The sequence below is a fragment of the Mucilaginibacter sp. P2_A5 genome, assembly GCF_056404995.1.
In genome coordinates, this window is record NZ_JBFUCY010000002.1 from 197,865 (window position 1) to 212,090 (window position 14,226).

General features: G+C 43.1%; 9 protein-coding genes. 1 reads left to right on the forward strand and 8 read right to left on the reverse strand.

Annotation, left to right across the window (positions count from 1 at the left end):
- Positions 1 to 11: 11 nt before the first annotated feature.
- From AC1DXF_RS02460 to rimP, 6 genes are all read right to left on the reverse strand, one after another.
- Positions 12 to 1,157 carry a DUF4249 domain-containing protein gene (locus AC1DXF_RS02460; protein ID WP_477445764.1) on the reverse strand — a complete coding sequence of 382 codons (1,146 nt, stop codon included), beginning with the start codon at positions 1,155 to 1,157 and terminating at the stop codon, positions 12 to 14.
- Positions 1,158 to 1,183: 26 nt separating this feature from the next.
- Positions 1,184 to 3,961, reverse strand: coding sequence for a carboxypeptidase-like regulatory domain-containing protein (locus tag AC1DXF_RS02465; protein ID WP_477445766.1), 2,778 nt, complete (start codon positions 3,959 to 3,961; stop codon positions 1,184 to 1,186).
- 88 nt (positions 3,962 to 4,049) lie between these two features.
- Entirely contained in the window at positions 4,050 to 4,796 is a 747-nt protein-coding gene (locus AC1DXF_RS02470; RefSeq protein WP_477445768.1) for a hypothetical protein, read from the reverse strand.
- Between the two features lie 648 nt (positions 4,797 to 5,444).
- Positions 5,445 to 8,513, reverse strand: a complete 3,069-nt coding sequence (infB, locus tag AC1DXF_RS02475; RefSeq protein WP_477445770.1) for a translation initiation factor IF-2 — start codon at positions 8,511 to 8,513, stop codon at positions 5,445 to 5,447.
- Between the two features lie 59 nt (positions 8,514 to 8,572).
- A complete protein-coding gene (nusA, locus tag AC1DXF_RS02480) occupies positions 8,573 to 9,808 on the reverse strand; it encodes a transcription termination factor NusA (RefSeq protein ID WP_090651403.1) in 1,236 nt (411 codons plus the stop codon).
- Between the two features lie 3 nt (positions 9,809 to 9,811).
- On the reverse strand, positions 9,812 to 10,276 hold the full coding sequence (gene rimP, locus AC1DXF_RS02485; protein ID WP_477445772.1) for a ribosome assembly cofactor RimP: 465 nt from the start codon (positions 10,274 to 10,276) through the stop codon (positions 9,812 to 9,814).
- A gap of 371 nt (positions 10,277 to 10,647) precedes the next feature.
- Between rimP and AC1DXF_RS02490 the strand changes: the two genes are divergently transcribed.
- The gene (locus AC1DXF_RS02490; RefSeq protein WP_477445774.1) at positions 10,648 to 11,151 is read left to right on the forward strand and encodes a phosphatase domain-containing putative toxin; all 504 of its coding nucleotides are present in this window, start codon (positions 10,648 to 10,650) and stop codon (positions 11,149 to 11,151) included.
- A 32-nt stretch (positions 11,152 to 11,183) separates the two neighbouring features.
- Here AC1DXF_RS02490 and AC1DXF_RS02495 read toward each other — a convergent pair whose 3' ends face one another.
- Together AC1DXF_RS02495 and AC1DXF_RS02500 are read right to left on the reverse strand one after the other, a co-directional pair.
- The gene (locus AC1DXF_RS02495) at positions 11,184 to 11,591 is read right to left on the reverse strand and encodes a hypothetical protein (protein ID WP_477445776.1); all 408 of its coding nucleotides are present in this window, start codon (positions 11,589 to 11,591) and stop codon (positions 11,184 to 11,186) included.
- A gap of 227 nt (positions 11,592 to 11,818) precedes the next feature.
- Complete coding sequence (locus AC1DXF_RS02500) at positions 11,819 to 14,182, reverse strand: S9 family peptidase (RefSeq protein WP_477445778.1); 2,364 nt, start codon at positions 14,180 to 14,182, stop codon at positions 11,819 to 11,821.
- Positions 14,183 to 14,226: the final 44 nt, after the last annotated feature.

The window sequence follows — 14,226 nt, forward strand, 5'->3', positions numbered from 1 at the left end:
CCTCTTTATTATCAAAACTGCCAATAAGGCGGCGCAGTTGTTGTGCCTTTTAGTGTACAGTCGGTACATTCAACGGTAGATGCCTCATAGCCAACAATTATCCGGGGATAAGGGCTTATTATAGCGGTAATCGGGATAAGGCCTCCTTTAATAATAAAAAGGTCTACATCGTTTTCGCCATCATTATTTAAACGATAGGCGTTTTTTTCACATTTACCATCGTCGGGTACGTACCATGTATTCGGAAAAAGATTGTTGTCAACAAAAATTCTTTTAGTTTGCACCGTTGATATACTCACATAACCAATAACTGTTTCGGTGGGGTTGCTAATGCCATGAACATTCCCCTTTAATTGTGATGGTTGCGCATCGAAGATGCTGCCAAGTTGTTCGGTATTTTTCCTTATGTTCTCCCAAAATTCATAAGCCTCTTTTGTAAGGGCATATTGCTTTAACAGTATGCTGTATTTTACCGTCAGTTTTTCTGACGACGGCGGAATCAGGATAATCGGATGATCAAATATTACATCCTGTGTTAGTTTTTCTGATGATGCCAAAATTATATTGCTCGATTTATCGCCCCGGTAACAATAATAAATCTGCTCATCTTCCCTGCGCAACACTATTTCGCCATTTTTTATAATTAATTCTGAGTTATACCTGGCATGATATTTCCAGGCCTCTTCATAAGCCATCCTATAGTAACGGGTACTGTTGGTAACATCATGTGTGTTTGAATGGATTTGCAGCCCCTTAGGTGTTATTTTATAGGTAACGCTATCAACGGGCGGTGTTTGTTTAACAAGCACGTAATCAGATGCATATTCGTTTCCGCCGCTGGTTTTGATATGCAGGCGATATTTTTTTGTTTTATCAAGATTTAACCCCACCGCAAGGTACTGCCCGGCCTTAAACTCGGTTAGTGAATAACTTGTGCCGGCCTCATTTTCAACCGTTAAGCGGGCATTGGTTTCCATAGCCTGCGAGGTGGGGTCTGAAAGGTGAACCGTGTTGCTTAATTTAATAATTGTTGAATCGGTACCAGGATCAATAACTCCTTCAACAACAAGGTAAGTACCCGGGGAAGATATTGGGCCTGGCGCATACAGTTTACGACAGCTTAGCGCAGCTGCGCCAAGCAATATTAAATAACCCATATAGTTGCCCTCCCTGCACATGTTAGTTAAAACCTGATGTTATAATTGATAAACGGAATCGGCTTCGCAAAAATGGATAGTTTATAACCGCTTATAATACCGCTCTGCGTGGTAAAATAGGTAGAATATGCATTTTGCCTGCCTGTTAAATTATATATGCCTATGGTGAATGAATTGTGGGTTAGCTGATGCACTTTATGATTGCCCTCAATATTCATCGAAAAATCTGACCGGAAGTAATCCGGGATGCGGTACTGGTTCCTGTCTGAATAATACACCCGCTCTGATCCGCCATATTCATACTTGGCTACCGGCAATGTAATAGGCCTTCCGGTACTATAAGTAACGTTTAACGATACGCTAAACCTGTGCGAAAAACGGTAGTTGCCGATAAAGTTAAAAGCATGTGGCTTATCAAAATTGGCCGGATAGTATGATCCGCCGTTAATCAACTCACCTTCATTAGGATTGGTTTGCCTTAAAAATGTGCGCGAGTAGGTATAGGTTATCCAGCCATTGGCCTTGCCTGTGGTTTTCTTTAACAAAAATTCAATACCGTAAGCCTTGCCTTCGGTACCCAATACATCATTTTCAATATGGTGGTTTAATACCAGGTTGGCGCCGCTGCGGTAATCCAGGTAATCTCGCAGCCTTTTGTAATAAATTTCGACAGAGGTTTCGATGGTATTTGCCTTCATGTTGTGGTAAAGGCCAAGCGATACCTGGTCGCCATATTGCGGCTTAATATTGGGATCGCTCAGTTGCCAAACATCTGTAGGGGCAATGGCTGTTGTGTTTGATAATAAATGAATGTATTGCCTTAACGTGTTATAACCGCCCTTTAAAGAAGTATTATCGCCCAACTGGTAACGTGCCGACAAGCGAATCTCGGGCCCCGAATATGTTTTAATGAACTTCCCGCTGCTGTAATTAGTGCTATCGAGCAGGTTGGACCTTGTTTTTGGCAAGTTGGGAGCGTAGTTGTAAACCAGCTGCGGCCCCAGGAAGTTATAAATAGAATACCTGATGCCACCGCTTACCGAAAAATCTTCGGTAAAATCGTACTTATCGCCCAGATATAAAGCACTCTCCAAAGCCTGTTGTGCAGGGATAACATCAGGTGCGACCAATGATTTGGCGCTGTTCGGTTGAAAGTTTCCGGGATGAAGCTTGTAAAATATAGAGCTTAAACCAAAATTAACGGTGTTTTTACGGTTAAGGTAATAGACAAAATCCGCTTTAAAATTGGTTTGGTTGATATCGAAGTTCAGCTTGTAGGCGTTTACCGGGTTATCATAGCTGGCAATATTATATTGATACCTATCTATACCCGCGCCTATAACACTAAACAGCTTATCGTTAAAATTATGTTTCCATTTAATGTTGGCGTTACGGTTACTGTACCCGTAGGATGTATCGCTGTTTAATTTAAATTTATCCTTACTCAGATAAGTGGTTACGTAAATATTGTTTTTCTCGTTTATCTGGTGGCTGATGTCGAGGTTTAAATCGTAAAAAGATGCCTGGCTGTGCTTATAAGCGTCGGGCAGCAACTTCAACAACCAATCAGAGTAGGTAGTACGACCGCCGAATGAGAACGAGGTTTTATCTTTAATAATAGGCCCCTCCACATTAAGCCTGCTGGTTATTAAACCAATACCTGCCGAACCTGTAAACTTCTTTTTATTTCCTTCGCGATTGGTAACATCCAGCACCGACGATAAGCGCCCGCCAAATTTTTCGGGGATGCTGCTTTTGTAAAGTTCTATATCTTTTACAATGTCGGGGTTAAATGAGGAGAAAAACCCGAAAAAGTGCGACGGGTTATAAATTGTAGCATCATTCATCAAAATGAGGTTCTGATCGGCCGATCCGCCACGCACGTTGAACCCGGTTGTAGCTTCGCCCACTGATTGTACACCAGGCAGTGTTAATACCACCCTTAAAACATCGGCCTCGCCAAATACCGTTGGCACCTGTTTAATGCTCTTAATATCCAGCCTGTTTACACCCAATTGTACATTGCGCACATTGGCCACCTTCTCGGCCGATATTTTTACTTCCTTCAGACTGGTAATTTGCTCTTTCATTTCGATGATCAGCTTTCCGTCAGAATACAGCACAATTTGCCGGCGGGTATCGCGCATGCCAAGTCCGCGGATGCTTAAAATCTGGCGCCCTTTGGGCAGGCTGATGGTAAAATAGCCAAACTGGTCTGTTGCAACCCCTGTTTTGGTATTGGTAACAAAAATGCTTCCTCCAATTACTGCCTCGCCAGATTTGCTGTCGCGAACGTAGCCCGATAGCGTTGCGTTACCGGGGCCAATAGTGTTCGTTTTATTACCTATCTCGTATAATTTATTTTCGGTTGTCGCCTCCGGAATAGCCTTTTCTTTCTGATCGGTAAATTCGGCTACCGTTGTGGTTACATTATTTTTTAGCGCAGCGGCGGCGGGCTTAACTCCAAAAAAGCCTGCGGCAAGCGCTGGTTGTATTTCACGCCCTTTGGTTAAAAACACTTGCCTGTCTGCCGTTATAGCATACCGAAAGGCGGTGTTTTTAAATGCGGCATCAAGCACCACCTCAACCGGCTTATTATCTACCTTAACCGTTATCTTTAAACTATCAAACAGCGCGGGTTCATAGTAAAAATGATACCCGGTTTTAGCTTCAACATCGGTAACAAACTGCCCGATAGTAGCCTGCTGTAAGTTTACGCTTATTGTTTTAACCGTCGTTTGCTGGGCGTTGCCAACTTTCATCAGGATCAAAAAACAAAAACTTAAAAAGTAAATTTTTTTCATTCGCATATTTATTTTCGCAACGTCTTATGCCGGTTAAGGTTTAACAGCTGGTTTTTTGAGGTTGACTACAATATTTTATAAAGCTTACTTATTTTGATAACTGATCGTACTGCGCGGCAATCAAATACATCGCCTTCTCGGGGTTATCCTTAAACTTAATTTTATTGGCTTTGATATATTGCTGCAATTCTTTCTTTTTATCCTTCAATACATTCATGAAAGCGCTTTGCCCCCCTACACTGTAGTAATTGCTACCCTTTTTTAAATAGTAATGCTTTTTGGCTTCAGTAAAAAAAGTTTCGAGCGTAGTTTGAGTTGATATGCTTTGAATGCTTTTTGTCCATCTAATTAATACCTGCAGTTTGCCGCTGTACACCTCTTCATAAATACCGCTGCTTATTGATGCTGCAAGGTTTGTTGAATCGGACTCGATGTACACAAAGTGATGGTTAAGTAAATCAAAGCCCTGGATCCGGGAGTTTAACAACGAGTATTTTGAAAAGCCATTATACAACAAGGTTACAACCATGTCTTTGTTGATGTCGTATATCATTGGCACATTGGAATAATATATCCCATCGTAATTGACCGTACCGGGTTTAAACTCGTTTATATCCAGGAAAAAAGCGTTCCCTTTTATTATCGGATCATAAAACTCATACTCGGGGCCATTATAAAGGCGCGACATTTGCCCCATTGAAGTATTGTAATCATCAATTACGTGGCCAATAGCTATTTTTTGCATGGTACTGTCGTCCGTTACCGTTTGTCCAAAGGCCCGGCCACTTAAATAAGTGAAGACGATAAAAAAGCACAGGAGTGGTTTGTTTATCATTTAGGTTTTTATAAAAAGGAAATGTACATTACTTTTAATTAATAATCAAACCGCTCACCCCAAAAGGCCTGCTACATTAATAATGTATTGATTATGTTACAATTGCAAATACAACAATATATTACGGAAGTATTAAACTGATTGAAACAAGGGCTGTTAAATATTTATATATCAGGTGATGGATGACGCCTGCCGGTTGCACCCATATCTATTTTAATAAAAGTTACATTGCCTGGGCACATATCGCAAAACAAGTTGGTTTTCTTTTCATAAGGGCTTTCAGTAAGATTAAGTTTTTTGGGTGGCCAAAAGTATACACCAATATTAATGGACACAAATAATAATATGGAACATTTGTTAAACAATAGGGGGGCATATGTTAAAAAGAGGGGGTATTGGGACCTTACGTTCCGCGGCGGGCACATTCGGCAGTGACCGTTTATCAGCCGCCGATCGCCGGGCAAAAGGTTAGCTGGGATGATTTCCGGTTTGGGTTTGCAGCACCCCTATACACTGTCTGCCACGGGATAACGCTGCCCGCTATCGAGAATTAACCGGATTTTATCTTTGTTTGAACTCCGGGCGCACAAATAAAAAAAGGGCCAATCTTCAACAGATTGGCCCCTTGTGTTTTTCGGTAAGCTGATGTTATGACAACTTCCGTTTAACTTCTACATTTTCGTAAGCTTCAACAATGTCACCTACTTCGATATTATTAAAGTTCTGGATGTTTAAACCGCACTCGTAACCGGTTAATACTTCTTTCACATCATCTTTAAAGCGTTTCAGTGAAGCCAGTTCGCCGGTGTAGATAACCACGCCATCACGAACGATACGGATTTTGCTGTTACGGTTAATTTTACCATCCAGCACCATACAACCTGCAATTGTACCCACCTTGCTAATTTTGAAGGTTTCGCGGATTTCCACATTCGCAACAATCTTCTCTTCAAAGGTTGGTGCAAGCATACCTTCCATCGCTGCCTTAATCTCGTTAATGGCATCGTAGATGATAGAGTAAAGCCTGATATCTATCTGCTCAGCCTCGGCCAGTTTACGGGCGCTTCCTGATGGACGAACCTGGAAACCGATGATAATCGCATCAGATGCAGAAGCCAGCAATACGTCTGATTCGGAGATCTGACCTACCGCCTTGGATATAATATTAACCTGGATCTGCTCGGTAGATAGTTTCAGCAATGAATCTGACAATGCCTCGATAGATCCATCCACGTCGCCCTTAACAATAATGTTAAGCTCTTTAAAGTTACCAACTGCCAAACGGCGGCCAATTTCATCAAGTGTAATGTGTTTCTGCGTACGTAAACCTTGCTCGCGTTGCAATTGTAAACGCTTGTTGGCAATTTCACGTGCTTCAACTTCGCTTTCCAGTACGTTAAATTTATCGCCCGCTGTTGGCGCACCCTGCATACCCAATACCTGTACCGGTGTTGACGGGCCAGCCGATTCAACTCTTTGGCCTCGCTCATTGGTTAATGCCTTAACACGACCGCTGTAACAACCTGCCAATATCGGATCGCCTACTTTTAACCTGCCGGCCTGTACCAATATAGTGGTAACAATACCGCGGCCTTTATCTAACGCGGCCTCAATAACGGTACCCACGGCACGTTTATTAGGGTTCGCTTTTAATTCAAGTAATTCGGCCTCAAGCAATACTTTCTCTAACAGCAGTTCGATATTTAAGCCGGTTTTAGCCGATATCTCTTGTGTTTGGTATTTACCACCCCACTCTTCAACCAGAATATTCATGGCCGATAGTTGCTCGCGGATCTTATCCGAGTTGGCACCTGGCCTGTCAATTTTGTTGAAAGCGAAGATGATTGGTGCACCTGCAGCCTGCGCGTGGTTTATGGCCTCGCGGGTTTGTGGCATCACGCTATCGTCAGCGGCAATTACAATAATTACAATATCTGTTACCTGTGCACCCCTTGCACGCATGGCGGTAAATGCCTCGTGGCCCGGTGTATCCAGGAATGTTATTTTTCCTTTATTATCCGGCAAGGTTACTTCATAAGCGCCAATGTGCTGGGTAATACCCCCGGCTTCGCCGCCTATTACGTTTGTTTTGCGGATAAAATCAAGCAATGATGTTTTACCATGATCCACGTGACCCATAATGGTTACTATCGGAGCACGGGGAACTAGGTCTGCCGGATCGTCCGGTTGATCAAGATTGGCTTCTTCATCTTGTGGCTTCACAAACTCAACCTGGTAGCCAAACTCGTCGGCCACAATGGTTAATGTTTCTGCATCAAGCCTTTGGTTGATAGATACGAACATGCCCAGGCTCATACAGGTAGATATAATCTGGGTTACAGATACATCCATCATTAATGCAAGCTCATTGGCAGTTACAAACTCCGTAACCTTTAATACCTTCGATTGCAATTCCTGCTCCATTGCCAATTCATCGGCGCTGGCGGCAACGTCATCACGTTTTTGACGGCGGAATTTGGCCCGCTGTGCAAATTTGCCCGATTTACCTGCACCGCTTAAACGTGCAAGCGTTGCTTTAATCTGGTCTTGTATATCTTTTTCTGAAGGTTCTTCCTTAGGGCCGGTATTTTGCGGCGCATTGTTACGGTTGCCTCTGAAATCAGGGCGGTTTCCACCACCGCCACCTTGCTGTGGCCCACCATTTCCTGGCGCGCCATTACCCCGGTTCCTGAAATCAGGACGATTAGGATTAATGGTACCGCCACCCGATGGGGTATGCGGAGGATGATTGCCACCACCTTGCTGATTTTGCGGATGATTGCCACCGCCGCCCTGCTGTGGGTTACCCTGGCTATCTTTACGTTTCCTTTTACGCTTATGATCTGCGCTGTTTGAATTTGATGAAGATGCTATAGGATTGCGCTTTGGCGCATTAACCGGCAATTGTATTTTACCTATAATATTAGGCCCGGTAAGGCGCTCTGCCTTAGCCCGTATTACCTCATCATCGCCATCTGCAGGTGCTTCGGCCGGGGTTTCAACAACCGGGGCCTGTGCAACAGGCGGTTTTGGTGCTTCTACTTTGGGTTCTTCTGCCTTTGGCGTTTCAACAACCGGTGGTTTTGGTGCTTCGGCCTTTGGGGCTTCAGCAATCACTGGTTTTGGTGCTTCAACAACAGGCTCTGGTTTTGGCGCTTCTACTTTTGGGGCCTCTGCAACAGGCTCCGGTTTTGGAGCCTCTGCAATGGGTTCCGGCTTTGGCGTTTCTACTACAACCGGCTTTTCCGCGACAGGCTGCGGTTTTGCGTTTAAGTTATTAAGGTCAATTTTTCCAATTACCTTAACTCCGGGCAATACATCGTTACGCTCCTCGGTTTTCACCGGGGCAGCAGGAGCAACAGGCTCAACCGGTTTCGGTTTTTCGGCCTGCGGCGCGGTGTATTGGCCGGCATTTTTGATCAGTATTTCTTCGTTCTCAAAATCGCGCGAACGGCGGTTTTCAACCGGTCTTTCAGGCAGCGGTGCAGTTTCCTCTTTCCTTATCTTACCGATACTGATCTGCTTGGCTTCCTCTTTAATACTTTTATCAAAGGCAAATTCCTTCAACAATGCATTGTACATGTCGCCATTTAGCTGGGCCATGGGATGTTTATCAACCTTATAGCCTTTAGTCGCCAAAAAATCGACAATGGTACCCATACCAATGTTGAGCTCTTTTACCGCCTTAATTAATTTTATTGATTTGTCTTCTGACATTTATTATATTTTCTCTGCTAATTATCGCAAAAATACGATTTTAATTTTGGTTATTATGCTTATTCAAACTCAGCATTCAATATTGATAGCACTTCTTTTACCGTTTCTTCTTCCAGATCGGTACGTTTTACCAACTCGCCAACAGTTAAAGCCAACACCGATTTTGCTGTATCTAAGCCAATACGCTTAAATTCATCAATGATCCAGCTATCAATTTCATCTGAGAATTCTTCGATATCCACATCCTCATCATGCTCATCTGCCTCACGGTAAACATCTATCTCATATCCTGTTAACTTGCCTGCAAGTTTAATATTATGCCCGCCGCGACCAATCGCTAAGGATACCTGGTCGGGTTTTAAATAAACGGCCGCTGTTTTTTTCTCATCATCTAATTTAATAGATGTGATTTTGGCCGGCGACAACGCACGTTGAATATAAAGCTGAATGTTGTTGGTGAAGTTAATCACATCAATGTTTTCATTTTTCAATTCGCGAACGATACCATGAATACGTGAACCTTTCATACCCACGCAGGCGCCAACCGGATCGATACGATCATCATATGATTCAACCGCAACCTTAGCCCTTTCGCCCGGCTCACGTACAATTTTCTTGATGGTGATCAATCCGTCGAAAATTTCAGGTACTTCAAGCTCAAACAAACGCTGTAAAAACTCAGGCGCTGTGCGAGAAATAATGATTTTAGGGTTGCTGTTCAGCATATCTACTTTATGAACAACAGCTTTTACACTATCGCCTTTTTTAAAGTAATCGGCCGGGATCTGCTCTGTTTTTGGAAGCAACAATTCGTTACCTTCGTCATCCAATACCAAAGTTTCTTTTTTCCAAACCTGGTAAACTTCGCCGGTAACAATTTCGCCAACGCGGTCTTTATATTTTTTGAAGATTTCGTCTTTTTCCAGTTCCAGAATTTTTGAAACCAGTGTTTGGCGTGCCGCTAAAATAGCACGGCGGCCAAAGCTTTCCAGGGTAATTTGCTCTATTTGCTCGTCGCCCACTTCCAGATCCGGATCAAACAATTTTGCTTCGGCCAGTTCAACTTCCAGGTCATCATCTTCGCTAAAGCCATCTTCCATAACCTTACGGGTGCGCCAGATCTCTAAGTCACCGTTATCGGTATTTACAATTACGTCGCAATTTTCATCTGTGCCGTATTTTTTCCTGATCATGCTTCTGAAAACGTCTTCCAAAACGCTCATCATGGTTGGGCGGTCAATGTTCTTGAAATCTTTAAATTCCTGAAAAGAATCAATTAAATTAATATTGCTCATTTTCTACTTGAATGATATTAAAACTTTTGTTTCTGTTATTTTATCTAATGGGATAACGCTCTCAACAGTTTCAGCTTTTTTCCCTTTTTCTTTTATTTTTTCTTCTATTATGATGGCATCCTCGGTTAAAGCCGATAAAACGCCTTCTCTTTTTACACCATCAGCCATCTTGATGCCTAACGTGCGCCCAACATTCTTGGCATATTGCCTTGGCGACGAAAGCGGGAAATCAATCCCCGGCGACGATACTTCCAGGTTGTAAGCGGTTTCTATCACATTTTCTTCCTCTAAATGGAAGCCCACATGCCTGCTTACTGCCACGCAATCGTCAATACCTACACCGTCATCACCATCAAGCAAAACAATAAGCTTTCCGTTTGAGTGCATTTTAACATCCACTAAAAACAAATTTGGCTTATCGGCTATCTTCTCTTCTACCAGTTCCCTTACTCTTTTTTCAATGTTCATTACCCGCCTGTTTTTGATTGATAATTTTTAATTGATAAAATAAAAGAGGGGGCTATTTGCCCCCTCTTTTATTAATTGACTGCAAATATAATCAAAATTATTAATTTTTCAACTATCAAAGAAGGCTATTAGTTTAATATTGATAGGAATATATAGTAGGCAAAAGTACACAATCCAATAAACGAGCCTTGCTATTAAGACCGTGGAGCTCGAATAACCAACTTTTGTACAATACATTTATTTACCTTTATAGCCAGCCTTGTTACTAAGGGCATTATGTCCTACCGCGAATAGAGGATCTTTTTTGTTTGCATTATGAGGCCAACCCCCTGCAAAAATTTTATACGCTAAGTTTACACGAATTTCAACTAATGCTTGTTAAAATCTACTGGATAGAAACTTTTACTAATGCTGCCAGATTGGGAATCATGGCGAGGCCAAGAGGGAATGATTGGCTTAATGACGAGATCGCAAGCCTTAAAAAGCAAAATGTCAATCACCTTGTATCTCTCCTGGAGTCAACGGAGATCGAAGAATTAGGTTTAAGGCAGGAAAAAAACATTTGTGCCAGCTACGGCATTGCCTTTTCTAACTTTCCAATACCAGATAGAAGCGTCCCAAATGATGACGGCAAGATAAATGCTTTTATAAATCTGATGTCTTCAAAAATTGAGGAAGGTTGTTCCGTTGTCATTCATTGCAGGATGGGGATTGGGCGATCCTCCATAATTGCCGGTAGTATCCTTTTGGAAAAGGGGAATCAGCTTAACGTTAAAGAAATAATTGATCGAATAAGCACAGTCAGAGGGCTAAAAGTGCCTGATACGGAAGATCAAATACTGTGGTTAAAAAAAAGGGAACAGAGGAAAAAATAGCGTATGCGGGTTTGAAATCGCACCCAACAGTGTTATTGCTTAAAAATCAAATCTGTATAATGCAGACTGCCCAGTTTATTATGCCCCAATATAAAATCGGTGGCCTTGCTGTTGGCGTCATATTTATAATAGCGCACAAAATAGGTTTGCTGCGCGATGAATGGCGTATCGGGCGTAAACACTACCACAGTATCGCTTACCACATATTTTCCCGGCTGCACGGGCTGGTAGTTTTTCAGATCGGTATCTGCCGGCATTTTAAATACAGGCACCAGGCTTTGCCAGTTGCCTCCGGATGAATCGCGGTTAATGTCCTGAACTATCAATGGGTCGAGGCCGGTTATTTTGAGGGAGTGCTTATCGGGGCTGAGGTTTATTTTAACATTGTTGACTTTGGGTTGATTGGATGAGCAGCCAGTGAAAAAGAGGGTTAGAGCCAAGAATACTATATAAACAAAGATGTTGTTCACAGCGATAACCTTCCTCGATATTATGAAAGAAGAACAAAGTCTAAATATAAAACTGTCATCCTGAGGAACGAAGGATCTGCGAACTTTGCTATCGGTCATGCATGTCGGCAAAGGATAGTCGGCAGATCCTTCGTTCCTCAGGATGACAAGAATGGGAAATAAATTGGTGATGCTCGACTTATTGATGTGCCGTCCTATCATTTCTTTAACGTTTGTTCAAATAGTTTATAAATCCGTTTATACTCATCCGTCCAGCTGCTGGGTTGTTCAAAGGCGTGGTCTTCTACGGGGTACGATGCCAGTTCCCAGTTTTCTTTGTGCAATTCAATTAGTTTCTGGGTAAGGCGAATAATATCCTGGTAGTTCACATTCTGATCTATCATGCCGTGCAGCATTAGTAAATTGCCTTTTAATCCATGGGCAAAATATATGGGTGAACTTTTACGGTAAGCGGTTTCATCGGTAAATGGTTCATTTAAAATGTTGGATGTGTATTCGTGGTTATAATGCGCCCAATCTGTAACGGAACGGATAGCGCCGCCGGCCGCAAAAACGTCAGGCTCGGTAAACAGGCCCATCAGCGTAATAAAACCTCCGTACGAGCCTCCATATAAGCCAACGTGTTTGGGGTTTACCCCGTACTTTTCTACTAAATACTTTACACCGTCAACCTGGTCGGTTAAATCTTTGCCGCCCATGTGGCGATAGATGCCGGTACGCCAGTCGCGGCCGTAACCTGCGCTTGCCGTGTAATCAACATCCAATACGGTATAGCCATTATCGGCCAGCATATTATTAAACATAAATTCGCGGAAATAATAGCTCCATGAATAAGTTACGTTTTGCAGGTAACCAGCCCCATGTACAAATACCACCGCCGGCTTTGCCGGGTCGGCCTTTTTGGGGAGGTAAAGGCGGGCGTAAACATCGCTGCCATAGCGGTTTTTAAAGGTGATGATTTCAGGATCTCGCCATGGGTACGATTTGTATTCGGCACTGATGGAGTTTGTGGCCTGTACCGCCCCGGCTCCGGGCTTATTGGCCTGCACATATAATTCCCATGGTTTGTTGGAGTAGGAGTACCGGATAGCCAGCCATTTTTCGTCGGGCGAAAGGGTTACATCATTGCCGCCCTTCATCCCGGTTATTTTTGTTGGCGTGCCGCCATCAACCGGCAGGCTATAAAAATCGGTCAATCCGGGATGATCCATATTGGCGGTGAAGTAAAATATTTTTTTATCGTTGGATAACTGCAGGGTTTGCACCTCCCATTTGCCCCTGGTAATTTGCTTTTTTACACCGCTATTAACATCAACTATATAGATGTGCGAATACCCGCTGGCCTCGCTCTGATAATAAAAACGATCGTTATCAATAAACCCAACATTCCCAGTCGCCGAGTTTTCGATACCCGGACCACCAATCCAGGCTTCATCGCGTTGGCGGTCAAGCAGGCTAAGCTTGCCGGTGACTGCATCCAATCGCATAATCCAGCGGTCTTTATTATCCAGGGCCGACATTACGACAACGGCATGGGCGCTGTTCTCGCTCCATAACACGCCTTCTATGGTTACCTGCCTATCTGCATTTGCCTTTTTATAGGCCTCCTGCTCTTTAGGATAATCTTTTAAATAATCGGGCTGGTCTTTTATGCCGGGGATATCCGCGGTTTTGATTTGATAAACACTATCACGCTGCCTGTCATAAATAAAAGTTTCGGATGTTGACGATGGCCTGCCTACCTTTGAACGGTTGGGAATATCCTCTGTAAAACCCGATTCAGTTACATAATTGGGTACGATGGCATTTTTAACACCTTCTGCCGGCTTCGTAAGCCGGTACGTTACAAAGCGCTCATCGGGACTTAAATTAACCTTTCCCACCCGTTTTTCGCCAAAAGCCAGTTCTTTCAACCCTTTGGGTTCTAATGCGGCTGTCTCTGTCGAATCCTGTTTTTCCTCTTTTTTCTCAACCTTAATAATATCAAACAATTCCAGCTGCTGCTTTTTAAGCCATTTTTCTTCTTCGTTAAGCTCTTCTTTGGCTTTTTTGCTTTTCGATTTAACAAAATTAGTGAGTTGCTCCAATCCGCCGCCATTAACATTCATGGCGAACAGGTTGCCGCCTTGCGAAAATATGATCCTGCTTTCGTTTCCGTTAAAAACCGGGGAGCTTTCGCGCTGTGCGGTGCGTGTAAGCTGTACCGTTTTGCCCGATTTAATATCCTCTAAAAACAAGTCGCCGTTTTTTTCAAAAACTTTTTGGGTCCGCTTTTTATTCCAGCTACCGTTTTCGGCAGGTAAGCTACGCCGCTCGGCGATACTCACTTTTTGAGGCGCTGTGTTAGCCGGGGTAATGACAAACAATTCGTCGGGGCCTGTTTTATCGATGTTCCACTTAAAAAGAATTTTTTTGCTGTCATCGCTCCAATGAATATCTGACGGCGATACACCAATCCACTTTGGGTCGCGCATAATTTTTTCTATGGTAAGCGTATCCAGTTTTTGGGCAAAAGCAGCTGTGGTATTGGCCAGCAATAGCAGGGTAATAATTTTTTTCATGAGTCAGTCTTAAATCGTGCAATAAATTACACGGATGCAATTTA